The organism is Burkholderia sp. Ac-20353 (assembly GCF_017104785.1).
Classification (GTDB): domain Bacteria; phylum Pseudomonadota; class Gammaproteobacteria; order Burkholderiales; family Burkholderiaceae; genus Burkholderia.
Genome location: NZ_JAAGPL010000031.1, coordinates 18,602 through 37,722 on the forward strand (window position 1 = coordinate 18,602; position 19,121 = coordinate 37,722).

General features: G+C 67.9%; 21 protein-coding genes. 9 read left to right on the plus strand and 12 right to left on the minus strand.

Annotation, left to right across the window (positions count from 1 at the left end):
• Positions 1-20: 20 nt before the first annotated feature.
• The 4 genes from G3N94_RS12660 to G3N94_RS12675 all read left to right on the plus strand — a co-directional run bounded on the left by G3N94_RS12660 (position 21) and on the right by G3N94_RS12675 (position 4,463).
• The gene (locus G3N94_RS12660) at positions 21-1,019 is read left to right on the plus strand and encodes a 2-hydroxyacid dehydrogenase (RefSeq protein ID WP_205792729.1); all 999 of its coding nucleotides are present in this window, start codon (positions 21-23) and stop codon (positions 1,017-1,019) included.
• Positions 1,020-1,129: 110 nt separating this feature from the next.
• Complete coding sequence (gene bluB / locus G3N94_RS12665) at positions 1,130-1,867, plus strand: 5,6-dimethylbenzimidazole synthase (RefSeq protein WP_205792730.1); 738 nt, start codon at positions 1,130-1,132, stop codon at positions 1,865-1,867.
• Positions 1,868-2,012: 145 nt separating this feature from the next.
• Positions 2,013-3,182, plus strand: a complete 1,170-nt coding sequence (locus tag G3N94_RS12670; RefSeq protein WP_205792731.1) for an MFS transporter — start codon at positions 2,013-2,015, stop codon at positions 3,180-3,182.
• 120 nt (positions 3,183-3,302) lie between these two features.
• A complete protein-coding gene (locus G3N94_RS12675; RefSeq protein WP_205792732.1) occupies positions 3,303-4,463 on the plus strand; it encodes an MFS transporter in 1,161 nt (386 codons plus the stop codon).
• A gap of 78 nt (positions 4,464-4,541) precedes the next feature.
• Here G3N94_RS12675 and fahA read toward each other — a convergent pair whose 3' ends face one another.
• The 5 genes from fahA to G3N94_RS12700 are packed head-to-tail and all read right to left on the minus strand — an operon-like array spanning position 4,542 to position 10,495.
• Positions 4,542-5,849: a fumarylacetoacetase gene (gene fahA, locus G3N94_RS12680; RefSeq protein ID WP_205792733.1), complete on the minus strand. Its 1,308-nt coding sequence runs from the start codon at positions 5,847-5,849 to the stop codon at positions 4,542-4,544.
• The gene (hmgA, locus tag G3N94_RS12685; RefSeq protein WP_205792734.1) at positions 5,846-7,180 is read right to left on the minus strand and encodes a homogentisate 1,2-dioxygenase; all 1,335 of its coding nucleotides are present in this window, start codon (positions 7,178-7,180) and stop codon (positions 5,846-5,848) included. Before hmgA ends, fahA begins: the two co-directional genes overlap by 4 nt.
• A 23-nt stretch (positions 7,181-7,203) precedes the next feature.
• Positions 7,204-8,559 (minus strand): MFS transporter, encoded by a 1,356-nt coding sequence (locus G3N94_RS12690; RefSeq protein ID WP_205792735.1) that lies wholly within the window; start codon positions 8,557-8,559, stop codon positions 7,204-7,206.
• Entirely contained in the window at positions 8,556-8,786 is a 231-nt protein-coding gene (locus G3N94_RS12695) for a DUF2783 domain-containing protein (RefSeq protein ID WP_205792736.1), read from the minus strand. Before G3N94_RS12695 ends, G3N94_RS12690 begins: the two co-directional genes overlap by 4 nt.
• Positions 8,787-8,815: 29 nt before the next feature.
• Positions 8,816-10,495 carry an FAD-dependent oxidoreductase gene (locus G3N94_RS12700; RefSeq protein ID WP_205792737.1) on the minus strand — a complete coding sequence of 560 codons (1,680 nt, stop codon included), beginning with the start codon at positions 10,493-10,495 and terminating at the stop codon, positions 8,816-8,818.
• A gap of 391 nt (positions 10,496-10,886) precedes the next feature.
• Between G3N94_RS12700 and G3N94_RS12705 the strand changes: the two genes are divergently transcribed.
• Complete coding sequence (locus G3N94_RS12705; RefSeq protein WP_205792738.1) at positions 10,887-11,690, plus strand: EAL domain-containing protein; 804 nt, start codon at positions 10,887-10,889, stop codon at positions 11,688-11,690.
• 42 nt (positions 11,691-11,732) lie between these two features.
• On the opposite strand, the gene G3N94_RS12710 is transcribed toward G3N94_RS12705, so the two are convergent.
• Together G3N94_RS12710 and G3N94_RS12715 are read right to left on the minus strand one after the other, a co-directional pair.
• Positions 11,733-12,143 carry a GFA family protein gene (locus G3N94_RS12710; protein ID WP_205792739.1) on the minus strand — a complete coding sequence of 137 codons (411 nt, stop codon included), beginning with the start codon at positions 12,141-12,143 and terminating at the stop codon, positions 11,733-11,735.
• A gap of 113 nt (positions 12,144-12,256) precedes the next feature.
• Entirely contained in the window at positions 12,257-13,048 is a 792-nt protein-coding gene (locus tag G3N94_RS12715) for an IclR family transcriptional regulator (protein ID WP_205792740.1), read from the minus strand.
• 178 nt (positions 13,049-13,226) lie between these two features.
• Here G3N94_RS12715 and G3N94_RS12720 point away from each other — a divergent pair, with 178 nt between their 5' ends.
• The gene (locus G3N94_RS12720; RefSeq protein WP_205792741.1) at positions 13,227-14,414 is read left to right on the plus strand and encodes an acyl-CoA dehydrogenase; all 1,188 of its coding nucleotides are present in this window, start codon (positions 13,227-13,229) and stop codon (positions 14,412-14,414) included.
• Positions 14,415-14,567: 153 nt separating this feature from the next.
• On the opposite strand, the gene G3N94_RS12725 is transcribed toward G3N94_RS12720, so the two are convergent.
• A complete protein-coding gene (locus G3N94_RS12725) occupies positions 14,568-15,206 on the minus strand; it encodes a peroxiredoxin (RefSeq protein ID WP_124600180.1) in 639 nt (212 codons plus the stop codon).
• A gap of 305 nt (positions 15,207-15,511) precedes the next feature.
• On the opposite strand from G3N94_RS12725, the gene G3N94_RS12730 reads away from it, so the two are divergent.
• The 3 genes from G3N94_RS12730 to G3N94_RS12740 all read left to right on the plus strand — a co-directional run bounded on the left by G3N94_RS12730 (position 15,512) and on the right by G3N94_RS12740 (position 16,833).
• The gene (locus tag G3N94_RS12730) at positions 15,512-15,814 is read left to right on the plus strand and encodes a YqjD family protein (RefSeq protein WP_205792768.1); all 303 of its coding nucleotides are present in this window, start codon (positions 15,512-15,514) and stop codon (positions 15,812-15,814) included.
• Between the two features lie 124 nt (positions 15,815-15,938).
• Positions 15,939-16,328 carry a phage holin family protein gene (locus G3N94_RS12735; protein ID WP_205792742.1) on the plus strand — a complete coding sequence of 130 codons (390 nt, stop codon included), beginning with the start codon at positions 15,939-15,941 and terminating at the stop codon, positions 16,326-16,328.
• 58 nt (positions 16,329-16,386) lie between these two features.
• Complete coding sequence (locus tag G3N94_RS12740; RefSeq protein WP_205792743.1) at positions 16,387-16,833, plus strand: DUF3318 domain-containing protein; 447 nt, start codon at positions 16,387-16,389, stop codon at positions 16,831-16,833.
• 60 nt (positions 16,834-16,893) lie between these two features.
• On the opposite strand, the gene G3N94_RS12745 is transcribed toward G3N94_RS12740, so the two are convergent.
• The 4 genes from G3N94_RS12745 to G3N94_RS12760 form a co-directional block, all read right to left on the minus strand.
• A complete protein-coding gene (locus tag G3N94_RS12745) occupies positions 16,894-17,337 on the minus strand; it encodes a type IV pilin protein (protein ID WP_205792744.1) in 444 nt (147 codons plus the stop codon).
• Complete coding sequence (locus G3N94_RS12750; protein WP_241021797.1) at positions 17,334-17,816, minus strand: hypothetical protein; 483 nt, start codon at positions 17,814-17,816, stop codon at positions 17,334-17,336. Before G3N94_RS12750 ends, G3N94_RS12745 begins: the two co-directional genes overlap by 4 nt.
• A gap of 65 nt (positions 17,817-17,881) precedes the next feature.
• Complete coding sequence (locus G3N94_RS12755; protein ID WP_205792745.1) at positions 17,882-18,724, minus strand: PilW family protein; 843 nt, start codon at positions 18,722-18,724, stop codon at positions 17,882-17,884.
• The gene (locus G3N94_RS12760; protein WP_241021798.1) at positions 18,714-19,115 is read right to left on the minus strand and encodes a hypothetical protein; all 402 of its coding nucleotides are present in this window, start codon (positions 19,113-19,115) and stop codon (positions 18,714-18,716) included. Before G3N94_RS12760 ends, G3N94_RS12755 begins: the two co-directional genes overlap by 11 nt.
• Between the last annotated feature and the right edge of the window lie 6 nt (positions 19,116-19,121).

Genomic DNA, 19,121 nt, shown 5'->3' on the forward strand with positions numbered 1-19,121 from the left:
TCAGCCTCCGGAGGTCCAGCGTGCGCGTGATCCTGTTCAGCAGCCGCCAGTACGACGACGATTCGTTCGTCGCCGCGAACCGGCAGTTCGGCTACCGGCTGCACTTCCAGCGGTCGCATCTCGACGCCGAGACCGCGATCCTCGCGCATGGCTATGACGTCGTCTGTCCGTTCGTCAACGACACCGTCGACGCGGCGGTGCTCGAACGGCTCGCGGACGGCGGCACGCGGCTCATCGCGCTGCGCTCGGCGGGCTTCAACCACGTCGACCTCGCCGCCGCCGAGCGGCTCGGCATCACGGTCGTGCGCGTCCCCGCGTATTCGCCGCACGCGGTCGCCGAACACGCGGTCGCGCTGATTCTCGCGCTCAACCGCCGGCTGCCGCGCGCCGTCGCGCGCACCCGCGAAGGTGACTTCTCGCTGAACGGCCTGCTCGGCTTCGACCTGCACGGCAAGACCGTCGGCGTGATCGGCACCGGCATCATCGGCAGCGTGTTCGCGAAGATCATGATGGGCTTCGGGATGCATGTGCTCGCGCACTCGGTGCCGCCGCACAACGAAGAGCTGATCGCGTACGGCGCCCGCTACGTCGGGCTCGACGAGCTGCTGCGCCACGCCGACATTGTCAGCCTGCATTGCCCGCTGCTGCCGTCGACGCATCACCTGATCAACGCGCAGACGCTCGCGCAGATGAAGCACGGCGCGATGCTGATCAACACCGGCCGCGGCGGGCTCGTCGACGCGCAGGCGCTGATCGATGCGCTGAAGAGCGGCCAGCTCGGCCACCTCGGGCTCGACGTGTACGAGGAGGAAAGCGGCCTGTTCTTCGAGGATCACTCGGACCAGCCGCTGCAGGACGACGTGCTCGCGCGGCTCCTGACGTTCCCGAACGTGATCGTCACGTCGCACCAGGCGTTCTTCACGCGCGAGGCGCTCGCCGAGATCGCGCACACGACCCTGCTGAACATCGAGGCCTGGCATGCGGGAGCGCCGCAGAACGTCGTGACGGCGAACCGCTGACGATCGGCGCGTTTCAATCAACGATCCCGCATTTTGTTTCGACTGAAGTAACGTCGCCTGCCTGTCGTCTGCTATCGTTGCGCCGACGTCCCCCCTGCCCCATCCCGCTCATGCGTTTCGACGATCCCGCCATCGCCGCCGTCTACCGCGCCATTTTCGAACGGCGCGACATGCGCCACTTCACGCCGGCGCCCGTCGATCCGGCCGTGCTGGCGCGGTTGTTGCGCGCGGCGCACCACGCACCGAGCGTCGGCTTCATGCAGCCGTGGCGTTTCATCCGCATCACCGATCCCGCGCTGCGCACGCGCATCCATGCGCTCGTCGAGGCCGAACGCCGCGCGACCGCCGACGCGCTCGGCGAGCGCCAGGACGAATTCATGCGGCTGAAGGTCGAGGGCGTGCGCGAATGTGGCGAACTGCTGGTCGTCGCGCTGACCGACGGCCGCGAGCGTCACGTGTTCGGCCGGCGCACGCTACCGGAGATGGATCTCGCGTCCGCCGCATGCGCGATCCAGAACATGTGGCTCGCGGCGCGCGCAGAGGGGCTCGGAATGGGCTGGGTGTCGCTGTTCGACGTCGACGCGCTGCGCACGCTGCTCGGGATGCCCGACGGCGCGAAGCCGATCGCGGTGCTCTGTCTCGGGCACGTCGACGCGTTCTATGCGAAGCCGATGCTCGAGGAAGAGCGCTGGGCCGCGCGAATGCCGGTCGAAGCGTGCCTGTTCGAGAACGGGTGGGATGGTGCGGTGGGCAAATCGGCGGAATCCGGCGCGTCAGGAGCGCCCGGCGAAACCGGCGAATCCAGCGAATCCAGCGAATCCGCCGCGCCGGCCGGCGGCGTCGCCTGAGCCGGCACCCGCCCGTCGCTTGCCGGCAACAACCGTTCAGGCCCCCAGCATAAGGGTTTTCACTGAAGTAGAATCGCGGCTGACACCGTCTCTTCCGCCTGCATTGCGCATCCCGCGCCCGGCGGCTTTTTCCGGGCTCACCGCGATGCCACTCCCTCTCCTTGCCCTTGCCGTCGCCGCATTTGGAATCGGTACCACCGAATTCGTGATCATGGGGCTCTTGCCCAACGTCGCGCGCGATCTCGGTGTGTCGATCCCGGCCGCGGGGATGCTCGTGTCCGGCTATGCGCTCGGCGTGACGATCGGCGCGCCGATCCTCGCCGTCGTCACCGCGAAGATGCCGCGCAAGCGCGCGCTGATGGGGCTGATCGGGCTGTTCATCGCCGGCAACCTGTTCTGCGCGATCGCACCCGACTATACGGTGCTGATGGCCGCGCGCGTCGTCACCGCGTTCTGCCACGGCGCGTTCTTCGGCATCGGCTCGGTCGTCGCGAGCAACCTCGTCGCGCCGAACCGCCGCGCGCAGGCGATCGCGCTGATGTTCACGGGCCTCACGCTCGCGAACGTGCTCGGCGTGCCGCTCGGCACCGCGCTCGGCCAGGCGTACGGCTGGCGCGCGACATTCTGGGCTGTAACGGGCATCGGCATCGCCGCGGCCGCCGCGCTCGCGGTCTGCCTGCCGAAGAACCTCGCGATGCCCGATACCAGCATCACGCGCGAATTCAGCGTGCTGAAGCACCCGCAGGTGCTGATGGTGCTCGGCATCAGCGTGCTCGCGTCCGCGAGCCTGTTCAGCGTGTTCACGTACATCACGCCGATCCTCGAGGACGTGACCGGCTTCTCGCCGCGTCAGGTCACCTATGTGCTGCTGCTGTTCGGCCTCGGCCTGACGGTCGGCGGCACGCTCGGCGGCAAGCTCGCCGACTGGCGCCGGATGCCGTCGCTGATCGCGTCGCTCGCGCTGATCGGCGTCGTGCTCGCACTGTTCGCGGCCACGATGCACATGCCGTTCGCTGCGCTCGCAACGATCTTCGTGTGGGGGATGCTCGCGTTCGCGATCGTGCCGCCGCTGCAGATCCTGATCGTCGATCGCGCGAGCGACGCGCCGAATCTCGCGTCGACGCTCAATCAGGGGGCGTTCAACCTCGGCAACGCGACCGGCGCATGGCTCGGCGGAATGGCGATCGGCGCGGGCATCCCGCTCGTGAACCTGCCGTGGGTCGGCGTCGCGATGGCCGTCGCGGCGCTTGCGCTGACGCTGTGGTCGGCGTCGCTCGAACGCCGCCCGGTCGCCGCGCCGACCGAATACGTGTGACGGCGGTGGCGCACCGCGCTGTCGCCAGCCCGCGCGGTGCGCCACCGACACTCGCGCCCCCCCTGCGCGCTTGATGGCCTTCATGGACCGCTTCTGGTCACCGGTGTAGCATCACGGCCGATGAAAGCCATTCTTAATCGAGATTTCCTCGCGCTGATCCTGAGCGTTGCGGTCGTCGGCCTCGGCACCGGCGCGACCCTTCCCCTCACCGCACTCGCACTGACCGAAGCCGGGCACGGCACCAACGTCGTCGGCATGCTGACGGCCGCGCAGGCCCTCGGCGGCCTCGCGGTCGTCCCGTTCGTCACCGCGCTCGCGCGCCGCATCGGTGCGCGCCGCGCGATCGTTGTGTCGGTCGTGTTGCTCGCCGCGGCCACGGCCCTGATGCAGTTCACGTCGAGCCTCGTCGTGTGGGGCGTGCTGCGCGTGCTGTGCGGCGCGGCGCTGATGCTGTTGTTTACGATCGGCGAGGCATGGGTCAACCAGCTCGCCGACGATTCGACGCGCGGCCGTGTCGTCGCAATTTACGCGACCAACTTCACACTGTTCCAGATGGCGGGCCCGGTGCTCGTCAGCCAGATCGCGGGCTTCACCGGCATCCGCTTCGCGCTGTGCGGTGCGCTGTTCCTGCTCGCGCTGCCGTCGCTCGCGTCGATCCGCCGCGCGCCGCTCGCCGGCGACGACGCGCATCACGAAGCGCACGATCACTGGCTCGCGGTGCTGCCACGCATGCCCGCGCTCATCATCGGCACGGGGTTCTTCGCGCTGTTCGATACGCTTGCGCTGTCGCTGCTGCCGCTCTATGCGATGGATCACGGCGTCGCGAGCGCAACCGCGGTGCTGCTCGCATCGATCATGCTGTTCGGCGACACCGCGATGCAATTCCCGATCGGCTGGCTCGCGGACAAGCTCGGCCGCGAACGCGTGCACCTCGGCGCCGGCTGGATCGTGCTCGCGGGCCTGCCGCTGCTGCCGTTCGTCATCGCGAATCCATGGCTGTGCTGGCCACTGCTGTTCGTGCTCGGCGCGGCGGCCGGCAGCATCTACACGCTGTCGCTCGTCGCGTGCGGCGAGCGCTTCCGCGGCGCCGCGCTCGTCACCGCGAGCTCGCTCGTGTCGGCGTCGTGGAGCGCCGCGAGCTTCGGTGGCCCGCTGGTCGCGGGTGCGTTGATGGAGCAGATCGGCAGCAACGCGCTGGTCGGCGTGCTGATCGTCTGTGTCGCGGCGTTCGTCGCGGCCGCGCTGTGGGAGCGCCGGGCCGCGTTGCAGCGCGCGGTCTGACGCCCAAACGACGACGGCCCGCACGATGCGGGCCGTCCGATGCATGTGCATCACGCGTTGCGCGTAACGCGCCAGGCGTTACGCCTTCAACGCCGGCAGGATCTTCCCGACGCAGGTGCCGAAGCCGACGCGATAGCCGTCGCCCTGGCACCAGCCGGCGAGCGTCAGCTCGTCGCCGTCCTCGATGAACGCACGGCTGCCGCCGCCGTTCAGCGCGACGGGCTCCTTGCCGTTCCACGTCAGTTCGAGCAGGCTGCCGAACGAATCCTTCGTCGGCCCGCTGATCGTGCCCGAACCCATCAGGTCGCCGACGCGCGTATTGCAGCCCGCGACCGTGTGATGCGCGAGCTGCTGCGCCATCGTCCAGTACATGTACTTGAAGTTGGTGCGGCAGATCGACGTCGCATCGGCCGCGCCTTCCTCGCGCAGCGTCACTTCGAGCGCGATATCGAACGCGTGGCGGCCCGCGTGCTGCAGATACGGCAGCGGCTGCGGCGACTGCTCGGGCTGCGCGGTGCGAAACGGCTCGAGCGCATCGAGCGTGACGATCCACGGCGAGATCGTCGTCGCGAACGTCTTCGCGTTGAACGGCCCGAGCGGCACGTATTCCCACTGCTGGATATCGCGCGCGCTCCAGTCGTTCAGCAGCACCATGCCGAAGATGTGCGCTTCGGCATCCTCGCAGGCGATCGGCTCGCCGAGCGCGTTGCCCTTGCCGACGATGAAGCCCGTCTCCAGCTCGATGTCGAGCTTGCGGCACGTGCCGAACACCGGACGCTCCTGGTCGGGCAGCTTCAGCTGGCCGTTCGGGCGCCGCACCGGCGTGCCGCTGACGATCACCGACGACGCGCGGCCGTTGTAGCCGATCGGCATCTCCGACCAGTTCGGCAGCAGCGCATTCTTCGGATCGCGGAACATCGAGCCGACGTTGGTCGCGTGCTCCTTCGACGAATAGAAGTCGGTGTAACCGGGCACGTCGACCGGCAGATGCAGCGTCGCGTCGCGCTGCGGCACGAGCGCCTGCGCACGCAGCGCCGCGTCGTCGCGCAGCAGCGCTGCATCGCGCGCGAACAGCTCGCTCAGTTGCACGCGCACGCTGCGCCACGCATCTCGGCCAAGCGCGATGAATACGTTCAGCGTCGGCTGCGCGAACACGTCGCCGACGCCGGCCGGCAGCGTCACGAGGCCCGCACGCGCGAGCGCGGCTAGATCGACGATCTGGTCGCCGAGCGCGACGCCTGCGCGCTGCGCCGTTTGCTTCGCATCGCTGAAGATGCCGAACGGCAGGTTCTGGATCGGGAAGTCGCACGCGGGATCGTTCGCCGCGTCGACCCAGCTCTTGCGCGCCGGGTCGAGCGTCGCGCGCAGTTCAGGGGACATGCTCATCGTTGCTCCGGATTGAAGTGTTTCTGGATGCCTTGCCAGCATTCGAAGTAGTTCGCCTGCAGCTGCGCGGTGTCGAGCGCGAAGCGCGTCGGCCGGATCAGCGTGCGGGTCTCGAACATGAACGCCATCGTGTCGTCGACCTTGTGCGGCTTCGTCGTGTCGCTCGCGGACGCCTTCTCGAACGTGTCCGCGTCCGGGCCGTGACCCGACATGCAGTTGTGCAGGCTCGCGCCGCCCGGCACGAAGCCTTCGGCCTTCGCGTCGTACGCGCCGTGCACGAGGCCCATGAATTCGCTCGCGACGTTGCGGTGGAACCAGGGCGGACGGAACGTATCCTCGGCCGCGAGCCAGCGCGGCGGGAAGATCACGAAGTCGATCGTGTCGACGCCCGGCGTGTCGCTCGGCGACTGCAGCACGAGGAAGATCGACGGATCGGGATGGTCGTAGCTGATCGAGCCGATCGTGTTGAACAGGCGCAGGTCGTATTTGACCGGCGCATAGTTGCCGTGCCACGCGACGACGTCGAGCGGCGAATGGCCGATGTCCGCGCGCCACAGGCGCCCGTTCAGCTTCGTGACCAGTTCGAATGCGCCTTCGCGATCCTCGTAGGCGGCTTGCGGCGTCAGGAAGTCCCGCGGGTTCGCGAGGCCGTTCGAGCCGATCGGGCCGAGGTCCGGCAGCCGCAGCTGCGCGCCGAAGTTCTCACAGATATAGCCGCGCGCGTCGCCGTCCGGCAACGCGACCGTGAAGCGCACGCCACGCGGAATCACCGCGATCTCGAACGGCTCGACGTCGAGCCGGCCGAATTCCGTCGCGATGAAGAGGCGCCCCTGCTGCGGGACGATCAGCAGTTCGCCGTCGGTGTTGTAGAAGAAGCGGTCCTGCATCGAGCGGTTCGCCGCATACAGGTGGATCGCGCAGCCGTTCATCGCGGCGGCCGAGCCGTTGCCGGCCATCGTCACCCAGCCTTCGACGAAATCCGTCGGTTCGACCGGCATCGGCAGCGGGTCCCAGCGCAGCTGGTTCGGCGGCGTCGGCGGCACGTCGGGCGAATCGCCGAACTCGGACACGAGCCGCTGCGGGCCCGCGAACGGCTCGAACGGCCGGTGCACGGCCGCCGGCCGGATCCGGTACAGCCACGAGCGGCGGTTGTGGCTGCGCGGCGCGGTGAACGCGGTGCCGGACAGCTGCTCCGCGTACAGCCCGTAGGGTGCGCGCTGCGGCGAGTTGCGGCCGTGCGGCAATGCGCCGGGCAATGCCTCGGTTGCGAATTCGTTCGCGAATCCGCTCAGGTAGCCGGCAGTCGCCGGTTTCGACAGGTCAAGCGTCATCGTTTCAGTTCTCCCTCATTCATTCAAACGGCGCGCGGCGCTTGCGCCCCGCGCTGCCGCGTCACACTTGCAAGACCGAGCACGAACAGCGCCGAGCACAGCACCGGCACTGCCGCAGCATGAAACAGCGCGCCGTTCGACCAGTTGAGCGCAATCAGGTGTCCGCCGACGAGCGGCCCGAGCACCGAGCCGATCCGGCCGATGCCGAGGCGCCAGCCGATGCCGGTCGAGCGCAGCGACGTCGGGTAATACTGGCCCGCGAGCGCGTTGACGGCCGGCTGCCCGCCGACCACGCAGAAGCCGCCCGCGAACACCACGACCAGCAGCCACGGCAGCGCATGCGCGACCGAGCCGATCAGCCCGACCGACACCGCCGCGCACGCGAAGCATGCGAACAGCACGCGCACGAAGCCGTAGCGCTCGATGAACCAGCCGAGCGACAGCGTGCCGACCACGCCGCCCGTCTGCAGCACGGTGCCGACGATCACCGCGGTGCCGGGCGTGTAGCCGGCGTCGCGCATCACGGTCGGCAACCAGTTCGACAGGAAATACAGGTCGATCAGGTTCATGAAGCTGATCGACCACAACAGCAGCGTGACCGGCCGCCGGCCGTCGCGGAACAGTTCGGCGACAGGCGCGCCGCTCGCCGCCTGCTCGCGCACGACGATGCGCGTGCCGGCGTCGATGCCGGCTTCGGGCGCGAAGCGCGCGAGCCAGTCGCGCGCCTGGGGTTCGCGCCCGTTCAGCACGAGGAACTGCAGCGACTCCGGCAACCGCGCGGCCATCGCGAACGCGAGCACGAACGGCACCGCGCCGCCGACGAAGAACACCGCGCGCCAGCCGAACGCCGGGATCAGCGCGGCGCTGACGAAGCCGCCGAGCGCGGCGCCCAGCGTGAAGCCACACGACACGATCATCATCCGCTTCACGCGATGCGCGGTCGGGCTGAACTCGCCGACGAGCGCCATCGCGTTCGGCATGATGCAGCCGAGGCCGAGACCCGTGACGAAGCGCAGCGCCATCAGCACCGGGATCGAACCCGCGAACGGCGTCGCGAGCATCGTCAGCGCGAAGAACAGCGTCGCGCCGATCAGCACCGGGCGCCGCCCGATCCGGTCGGCGAGCACCGACAGGCCGAGCGCGCCGAGCAGCATCCCGAACAGGCTCGCGCTGAACACGGGGCCGAGCGCCTGTTTCGGCACGCCCCACTCGGCAATCACGCTCGGCGCGACGTAGCCCATCGCCTGCGCATCGAAGCCGTCGATCACGAGACACAGCCCGCACAGCGCAAGCAGCAGCCAGTGAAACGCGGGGCGATGGGTATCGTCGATCACGCGCTCGACTTCTAGCGCACGGCCGGCGGACGGTGCGGCGCTCATTGCGCGGCCTCCGCGGCCGGATGCACGGGCGGCGTCACGCCCTGGCGCGCGAGCGCCATCGCTTCGCGCAGTACGCCGATGTCGCCGATCTGGTTCGCGAGCAGCAGGATCAGCTTCGCGTTGACGAGTTGGCTGTCGCTGTCGGTCAGGTCGCGATGCATGTCGATCAGCGCCTCGTAGAACGCGTCGGGATCGGGCAGGCGCAAGCGGGTGTCGAGGTGGTGCATGACGGGTGTCTCCGATGTCTGGTTGGCATTCAGGCCGCGCAGGTCGCGCGCGCCAGTGCGTCGCCGATGGCCTGCCGATCGAGCGCGCGCATCCGTGCGCACACGTGCTGGTCGGGCCGCAGCAGATAGAACGTGCCGGGCTTCGCGTCGTAGCGCGCGGCGGCGAGCCCGTCGACGTCCTCCACGACGTCGACGCCCGGCACCGCCTTCGCGTGCCCGCGCGGCACGACGAGCACCGGCTTCACCGGCAGCGCAAGGCCGGCCACCGCCTGCGCGAGCGCCGCCGCGTCGCCGGGCAGGCCGAACAGCACGCCCGCGAAACCGTCGCGCAGATGCTGGAGCAGCCAGCCGGCCGCGCCGTGCGTGTGCACCGGCGCGCTCACCGGTGCGTCGGCGGCCGCCGCGCCCGGACACATCGCGCCCGCGAACGCATCGCCTTTGCGGTCCGGCGTGTTCAGCGGCGAATCGGCGAGCACGGCCGGCACCGACAGTCGCCCGCTGTTGACGAGCTTGCGCGCGAATTCGCAGTCGCGCGCAAGCTTCAGCGTCGCATCGCGGAACACGCGCGACACGGGGCTCTTCGGCGTGATGAAGTCGGTCGAGCGCGTCGAGTTGCGGATGTTCTCGTCGGCCGCGAACTCGCGCTCGCTCGCATACGTATCGAGCAGGCGGTCGGGCGCGTGGCCGTCGAGCACGAGCTTCAGCTTCCATCCGAGGTTGTCGGCATCCTGCACGCCGCTATTCGCGCCACGCGCACCGAACGGCGACACGCCGTGTGCGGAATCGCCCGCGAACAGCACGCGGCCGTGACGGAACGTATCCATCCGCTGGCAGCGGAACGTGTAGACGCTCACCCATTCCAGCTCGAACTCGACGTCCTGGCCGAGCAGCGCGCGTACGCGCGGGATCACGCGTTCGGGCTGTTTCTCGGCAACCGGGTCGGCGTCCCAGCCGAGCTGGAAGTCGATGCGCCACACGTTGTCCGGCTGGCGGTGCAGCAGCACCGACTGGTTGCGGTGGAACGGCGGATCGAACCAGAACCAGCGCTCGGTCGGAAACTCCGCCTTCATCTTCACGTCGGCGATCAGGAAGCGGTCCTTGAACGTGCGGCCGTGGCTCTCGAGACCCATCATCGTACGCATCGGGCTGCGCGACCCGTCAGCCGCGATCACGAATTGCGCGCGCAGCGTCTCGATGCCTTCCGGTGTCTCGACCGTCACCGTCGCGTGCTCGGCCGATTGCGCGACGCCCGTCACCTTGTGCTTCCAGCGGATGTCGATGTTCGGCAGTTCGAACGCGCGCTCGGCCAGATAGCCTTCCACGTAGTACTGCTGCAGATTGATGAACGCCGGACGCGCGTGGCCGGCCTCGGGCAGCAGGTCGAACGCGTACAGCTGCTCGTCCTGCAGGAACACCTTGCCGACGTGCCAGCTCACGCCCTTGTCGACGAAGCGCTCGCCGCAGCCGAGCCGGTCGAAGATCTCGAGCGTGCGCTTTGCAAAGCAGATCGCGCGCGAGCCGGTGGACAGCGTGTCGTCGTCGTCGAGCAGCACGACGGGCACGCCCTGCTGCGCGAGATCGATCGCGGCGGCGAGGCCGACCGGCCCCGCGCCGACGACGATCACCGGATGGATCGCCGTGTCGCTGTCCGCGCCGCGCTCCGCGCGCGGGAGGTATGCAAATTTCAGGGTCTGGTAATCGATGCTCATGGTCGCCCCCGTCCGCTCAACCCTGCCGCGTGCGCAACATTGCGCCCGCGAGGCCGGACCGCTGCCCGCCGGCGGCCTGCCGATCTGCCGGAACCGCCTGCGATGCCCATTTCGTTTCACCCGCCACGTCTCGCTCCTTGCTTCCTGTTGAATCGGGGACAGGGCATCGCCCGGCGACGCCCGAATGCTGCTCGTTCTTGATCGACGACAAACTCAGGATTTACGAATAGTAAAACCAATTACGAATAGTGAAATCAACGTAAACCCTAGGCATCGATCGCGGGGCGGGATAACGATATGAGCGAATCGCCAAGCCGAGCGCGGCGCGCGCTGCTACTATCCAGTCATGAGGCGGCCCGTTCGGCCGCCGTTTTTCCCTGTCCGATCCCCGATGATTCCGCCCAACATTCCCGAGCTCGTCGCCCGCGCCGGGCAACTGCCGTATCTGCGGGATCACCTCGCGCTCGCCGAAAGCGGCGCCGCGTTCGCGCGCCTGCCCGAGCGGACGCTCAATAGCGCGTATGACCCGATCTACGACGTGACAATGCCGGGTGCGCCGCAATCGACGTCGTTTGCCGACACGATCGAGCGCTACGGGGACGAGTTGGGTTTCCAGGCCGTCACGCTGGTGACCGGCGCCGCGCACGACCTGTTCGATCCGGCCGCCGACGACCAGGTGCTCGTCGCGGTCGACCGCCTCGCGCGCGCGCTGCATGCGATCAACTTCTTCGGTGCGCAGCGCCACGGGCTGCTGTTCCTGCGCGTGCACGAGCGGCTGCTGAAGAGCGTGAAATACGATCACGGCAAGCACTTTTCATCGGTGCTGCAACGCTTCGGGCTGCCGACCGAGCGGATCGTGATCGAGCTGCCGGCCGCCGCGGTCGCGCACAAGACCTTCCTCGGCTACCTGACGCGCAGCTACCAGCATCACGGCTTCAAGGTCGCGGACAAGCTGCCCGATCCCGGCCGGATCCTCGCGGTGGAATCGGAGATGGCGCGGCCGGACTACATCAAGATGGATGCGGCGATCGCGTTGCGCGACGGGATGGTGAAGGCGCTCGTCGCGTATGCGCAGCGCGTGCGGATCCCGCTGATCTTCGACGGCGTCGCCGACGAGACGCAGTGCGAGCTGCTGCGGCAGCACGACGTGCGGTTCATGCAGGGGCCCGTGTTTGCGAAGGTCGTGCCGGTTTGATGGGGTTGAAGGCTGAGGGCTCCGTCGAGCACGCGGCGCCTGTCAGTCGTCGCCGCCGTCGTCGTGCTTCGGCAGATCGTCGCCGATCTCGATGCCGGGAAACCGGTTCGCGTACCAGATGTGCCACGCCGGGCGAATCCTGGACGGATCGTCGAGCGTCGCGTAATTGATCTCCACCTTCGTCGGCGCATCGATCAGACGGTATTCGAGCTGCGTGCCGCAATGGCCGCAGAAGCGCCGCTCGCCCCACGCGCTCGACGCATAGACGACGGGCTCGCCGCGCAGATAGTCGAACGCGTCGATCGGCAGCGACGCCGATGCGAGCACCGCGGCACCGGTCGTCTTCTGGCAGAGCCGGCAGTGACAGAAACCGGCGTCGGTCGGGATTTGCGTGATCCGGTAGCGGATCGCGCCGCAGGCGCAGCCGCCTTCCAGTGTTTCCGGGTGTGGCATCGCGAACCTCGTCGTCTTCGGGAGTCAGGCTGACGATGATGAGCGCCGTTTGCCGCGCGTGCAACCGGAGGCAGTCAGATGCGGCGATGTATCAGGCCAACTTCAGGCCAACCTCAGGCCAACTGCCCGAGCCGCTGCGCGAGCGCCTTCAGCCGCGGCCCCACCTGCGACCGGAACACCTCCTCCCCCATCGACGACGCGGGGCCGCTGCAGCTCAGGATCAGCCAGCGCCCTTCGCGCGGCTCGCGAAACGGCACGGCGGCCGCGTTGACGTCCGCGTGCCACGCGCGGAACGAATAGCAGCAGCCGCCCGACGCGAACTCGGCCACCGCGTGCTGCGCGGCGGCGACGAGCGCATCGGCGTCCGGCCCCGCGCCGGCCGCGCGGTGCAGCTCCGCGTACAGCGCGCGCCGCACGTCCTCGGGCTGCACCGCCAGATACGCGCGCCCCATCGAGCTCGTCAGCATCGACAGCCGGGAGCCGGGCGCGAGCCCGAGCGTCAGCGCGGTTTCGCTGCGGATCGTCTCCAGATAGATCATGTCGAGCCCGTCGCGGCAGCCGAGCGACACCGCCGCGCCGATCTCGCGCGCAAGCGCCTGCATGTGCGGCCGCGCGAGATCGAGCGTACCCGCACCGGACAGCAGCGCAAAGCCGAGCGACAGCACGCCCGCGTCGAGCGCATATTTGCCGAGTGTATCGTCGTAGCGCAGGTAGCCGAGCACCGTCAGCGTATAGGCCAGCCGGTTCACGGTCGCCTTCGGCAGGCCCGTGCGCTCCGCGAAATCGCGGTTGCCGAGCATCGTCTCGCCGGGACGGAACGCGCGCAGCAGGTCGAGACCGCGCGCGAGCGCGACGACGAACTTGCGTTCGTCGATCGGTTGATCGTCGATGGTTGAAAGCGTCATGTGGTGCTACACTGGGATCGATTTGCAAAACATTGTTCCGCACAGCGGAACTTCCGTCAAGTGGGTTCATAGACATGGGGCCCGAGCAAGCGCTAAAACGCCAACTCTGGTCGACCGCGAAGCATGGGACCAGAGGTAAGCGCTAAAGCGCCAACTCTGGTCGACAGGAGATGACACGATGAGCGATGCAACTTTTCATTGGGACGATCCGCTGCTGCTCGACCAGCAGCTCACCGAAGAAGAGCGGATGGTGCGCGACGCCGCGCACGCGTATGCGCAGGACAAGCTCGCGCCGCGCGTGACCGAGGCTTTCCGCCACGAACGCACGGACGCCGGGATCTTCCGCGAAATGGGCGAGCTCGGCCTGCTCGGCCCGACGATTCCCGAGCAGTACGGCGGCCCGGGCCTCAACTACGTGAGCTACGGGCTGATCGCGCGCGAAGTCGAACGCGTCGACTCGGGCTACCGGTCGATGATGTCAGTGCAGTCGTCGCTCGTGATGGTGCCGATCTACGAGTTCGGCTCCGACGCGCAGAGGGAGAAGTACCTGCCGAAGCTCGCGACCGGCGAATGGATCGGCTGTTTCGGCCTCACCGAGCCGAACCACGGCTCGGATCCGGGCAGCATGGTCACGCGCGCGAAGAAAGTGCCCGGCGGCTATTCGCTGTCCGGCTCGAAGATGTGGATCACGAACTCGCCGATCGCCGACGTGTTCGTCGTCTGGGCGAAGCTCGAGGAAGACGGCAAGGACACGATCCGCGGCTTCATTCTCGAGAAGGGCTGGAAGGGCCTGTCCGCGCCGACGATTCACGGCAAGGTCGGCCTGCGTGCATCGATCACCGGCGAAATCGTGCTCGACGAGGTGTTCGTGCCCGAGGAGAACCGGCTGCCGCACGTCGGCGGCCTGCGCGGCCCGTTCACGTGCCTGAACTCGGCGCGCTACGGCATCGCATGGGGCGCGCTCGGCGCCGCCGAGGCCTGCTGGCATACCGCGCGCCAGTACGTGCTCGATCGCAAGCAGTTCGGCCGGCCGCTCGCCGCGAACCAGCTGATCCAGAAGAAGCTCGCAGACATGCAGACCGAAATCACGCTCGGCCTGCAAGGCGTGTTGCGCCTTGGCCGGATGAAGGACGAAGGCACGGCGGCCGTCGAGATCACGTCGATCATGAAGCGCAATTCGTGCGGCAAGTCGCTCGACATCGCGCGGCTCGCGCGCGACATGCTCGGCGGCAACGGCATCTCCGACGAGTTCTGCGTCGCGCGCCACCTCGTGAACCTCGAAGTGGTCAACACGTACGAAGGCACGCACGACATCCACGCGCTGATTCTCGGCCGCGCGCAAACCGGCATCCAGGCGTTCTTCTGATCGCGCCCGCCTGACCCGCGCAGCGTCGCGCGCTGACGGCTCGCGACGAAAACGACACGGCCCGCCCGGCATCGATTTGCCGGGCGGGCCGTTTTCGATGCACGCCACTGCTTGCCGTCGCGAACACGCGCCGCATGAAGCGGCGCGCCGTGCTTACTTGTTCGGCTGCGGCGTCAGGCGCAGGTACGGACGCACCGCGTTGAAGCCCTTCGGGAAGCGCTGCTTCAGTTCTTCCGGATCCTGCAGCGACGGCACGATCACCACGTCGTCGCCGTCCTTCCAGTTGCCCGGCGTCGCGACCTTGTAGTTGTCGGTCAATTGCAGCGAGTCGATCACGCGCAGCACTTCGTCGAAGTTGCGCCCGGTGCTGGCCGGGTACGTGATGATGAGCCGCACCTTCTTGTTCGGGTCGATCACGAACAGCGAGCGCACGGTGAGCGTCTCGTTCGCGTTCGGGTGGATCATGTCGTACAGTTGCGACACCTTGCGATCCGCATCGGCGATGATCGGGAAGCCGACGACCGTCGCCTGCGTGTCGTTGATGTCGTTGATCCAGCCCTCGTGCGACTCGACGCTGTCGACCGACAGCGCGATCACCTTCACGTTGCGCTTCTCGAATTCGCCCTTCAGCTTCGCGGTCAGCCCGAGTTCGGTCGTGCACACCGGCGTGTAGTCGGCCGGATGGGAAAACAGCACGCCCCAGCCGTCGCCGAGCCATTCGTGAAACTTGATGTGGCCGAGGCTCGAATCCTGTTCGAAATCCGGCGCGATGTCGCCAAGACGCAGACTCATGTCGTTCCCTCCTTGTACGGTGCGTGATGAAGCCCCGCGCGAGCCGCGCAGGACAGTCGCGTAGCTTACGGGAAGCAGATGAACATGCGAACGATTATTCCGTTCGATATTCATACATTTTTGTCATTTTTGCGCCGTGCCCGACCGCGCGAGGAAACTTTTCCGGCCGTTTGCTGCTCTCTAATTACATTACAAGCCGTTTACCATGCAGTCCTGCATGGCCGTCAAGCGTGATCCCGGCTCGCCAGCAGGCAGGCGTTTCGCTACGATGTGAACCTGCAGCAGACAGCATGAAGGGAGTTGCAATGTCGGAAATCAACAAGGAGAAACTGATGTCGGATATCAAAACCGTTCTCGCGGACGCCGAAGACCTGCTCAAGCAAGCCGCGAGCAGCACGGGCGACCGTGCGGTCGAGCTGCGCGAGAAAGCATTGTCGCGCCTGAAGCAGGCCAAGGAAAAGGCAACCGACGTCCAGGTCGTGGTGGTCGAGAAAGGCAAGAAGGCCGCACGTGCGACCGACGACTACGTGCACGAGCATCCGTGGACGTCGATCGGCATCGCCGCCGGTGTCGGCGTGCTGATCGGTCTGCTGGTCAACCGCAAGTAACGCGCGAGCGCCGTTCCGCCTGGCGGGCCGCCCCGGATGCGGTTCGCCGGCACCGAAGCTGACTGGTGGCCGCCCGCCGGTCGGCTTTGCCTTAGCCGTTTTCTGCACGCGCAAGCACATACTCATGACGACAGACACCACCTCGCAGTCATCCGGCCACGGGCCGCTGCGCCGGCTTGCCGGCTCCGCGCTCGGACTGCTGCAAACGCGCCTCGAACTGGTGGGCATCGAGCTCGCCGAGGAGAAGGAGCGCCTGATGGGCGTGCTGTTCCTCGGGCTCGCCGCAATGATGCTCGCGACGATGGCGCTGATCAGCCTGACCGTGCTCGTCGCGATCGCATTCTGGGATACCTATCGCTGGCAGTCGCTCGCGGCCATCACGCTGCTGTACGCGAGCACCGGCGCCGTGTGCGCACTGAAGGCGCGCGCCGGGCTGCGCGACGCGCCGATCGTGTTCGAAGCCTCGCTGGCCGAACTCGAGAAAGACCGCGAACTGTTCCGCAGCAAGTCGTGAACACCGTCGCCGTGAACGCACACGCGTTCGTCCCATTCATTCATCTCGCCGACGCGCCATGAGCCAGAACGCCACGGGCAACCGTTACCGCCCTTCGTCAACGTATTCGCGTTTGAGCGCCGCGCAGAACCGGGCAATCCGCAAGGAACTGCTGATCCTGCGCTCCGAAGTCGAGCGGCTGGAGTTCGCCCAGGCCAGCGCGGAAATGCGGCAGGCCGTCACCCGCTTCCGCTGGCTCAAGGTGCTCGTCCCCGGGCTCACCGGCGGGGCGTTCAGCCAATCCGCGAAGAACCTCAACGCGACCGTCGGCAATCTCGTCAACCAGTATCCGATGCTGAGTTCGCTCGCATCGATCGTGCTTGCGAAACCCGTGCGGTCGCTGCTGCGCGCTGGCGCCGGACCGGCACTGAAGTGGGGATCGCTCGGCTTCGCCGTGTGGGAAATCTACCGGTTCATGAAGCAATCCCGCGACGAGCGCGAACAAGCGGCGGCAAGCGACGACTGACACGCGGCTCGACAAGTCGCTTGGCGGCTGGCGGCGAGCAGCGAGCACGTGGAAGTTATGTCATCGCACGCCCCAACACGCCGGATCGTACTCGCTCACACCACCCGGCCTGACATTCCCTTTCGTGCCGTCCGAGCGCAACGTGAACGTGCCGCACGCGTCGTCATGCATCGGCCCTGCGTCGAGCGGGCTCGCTTCCAGCTCATAGGCGACGGGCGCCCCGTCGTCCGGACGCCGAATCGTCAACCGATAGATCGCGCGTCCATCGGCCGGTGCGTTTGCAAGCGCATCCGGCAATACGGGCGGCGGTATGCCGTCGAGCGACTCGAAATACTGCGCGGCACAGTAAAGCGCAGCCACTGCCGATGCGCGATGCGTCTGCGCGACATGCTGACGGTATGACGGCACCGCAAAGCCCGCCAGCACCGCGATGATCGCCAGCGCGATCATCAGTTCGAGCAGCGTGAATCCGGCCGAGCGTCGCACACCGGGCCTCTCGCTCATCGATGCGCCGCCGCGACGCGGCGCCAGCGCTGCGTAACGATCCGCCCGTCGCGAATCGCGACCTGCATTTGCAGCCACACCGCGCTCGATGCATGCGCGCCGACACCGCGCGCGGTGACGAGGTATCCACGCTCGCCGTCGGCAAGCCCCTCGATGCGCCATGCCTCGATCAGGCAGCGCGGCGGCCGCGCAGCCATCGGCCAGACGGCAAACGGCGAGATCGCTTCTGGTATCGTCAGCGTGGACAGACGCCGCCACGCGTCCGGTTCCGCGCGCGAATCGCCAGCACGCAGAAACGGCGCGGTGCCCTGTCGCAAACGCGTGACGCATGCATCGAGCGCCGCGTCGGCCGCATGAAATGCGATCAGCCGCTCCGACAGCGCACGCGTGCGCCGCGCCTCCGTCAACGCGGCTTCGAACCACGTGCCCGTCAGTGCGGCGATGGCCGCGCCGACCGCGACGACGGCCGGCAATGCCATGCCCGCATCACGCCGCTGCCGCGTACCGGGCGCTCGCCACTTCATCCAGCGCTCGCGTCGATTCATCACGACGCTCCGAATGCTTGCCGCCTTTCAGGCCAACCGCCAGGCCGACCGTCGCCGAGACCGGTTGCCGCGTTCCTCAGCGCGACGACGCGATGCAAGGTCAGGCGCGCGCGGCCATCCTGCGCGACTGCATGGTTGCCGTCGCAATCGACGTGGCGAACGCGCTCGCGCATCGGTTCGCCCCGTGCCCGCACGCAGACGTGCACGGCCGTCACGTCGTGCCAGTCGTCCGCACGCATCGCATCGGCGCCGACGAATCGCGTGGCGCCGCGGCGCAGATAGCGAAAGCGCAGCTGGTCGATGCCCGCGACGACCGGTTGCGCGGTGCCGATGCGGCCACTCCCTTCGCAATACAGTTCGGGCTCGCCCGTCGACGGGCTGACGTGCGCGTCGAAGCGGTTCGACACCAGCGGGCGCTCGCCCGGTGCGCCCACCCCTTGGCCGAGGCAATCCGACACCTGACCGTTCGCGGTCGGCCAGGTCGATACCGCATCGCCGACATATCGGATCAGCAATGCGTCGGACGATACACGCGCGGGTTCGCAGTGCACACGTGCGTCGTCGCCGCGCACGCGCGCCGACGCGCAACCGAACACCGGCGGCAATGACGGCGACGTCAGCACGTCGAGCGGACGGAATCCCGCCATCTGGATCTGCTGACCGATCAACACCAGCGCGGTACCGGCGGCATCGCGCATGCGGAACCCGTCGTCGGCGTGGCGCTGCGCGATGCGCTGGGCGTGATACAGCGCGCCGACCGCCGCGAGCACGAGCAGGCCGACGGACATCGCGACCAGCACTTCGAGCAGCGTGTGCGCGCGCGCATGACGTTCACCGGTCATCGGCCGTCACCTCGCCGAACGGGATCTGCACGCAGGATGGCGGATGCGTCGATACTTCCGGGGCACCGCATCGCGCGGAGGCCGTCGCGTCGCCGGCGCGCCATCCGACCGTCATCCGCCACACACCACCTGCCCCGCCGCCTGCCCCGCCGTCGATCGTCATCGTGCCGTCCGGCAATGACGCGGCAACCAGTGCCGCCAGGCCCGCATCCGCGTGCGGCGCCACGCGCATGCGCTCGATGCGCGCATCGGCCAGCCACAGCGCGCGTTCTCGCCAGATCGTCGCGCGTTGTGCGCGCGCCATCGCGAGCTGGCTGCCGGCCACGGTCAACATCATCAGAGCGAGCAGCGCGACGGCAATCGTTGCCTCGATCAGCGACGTGCCCCGCATCATGCG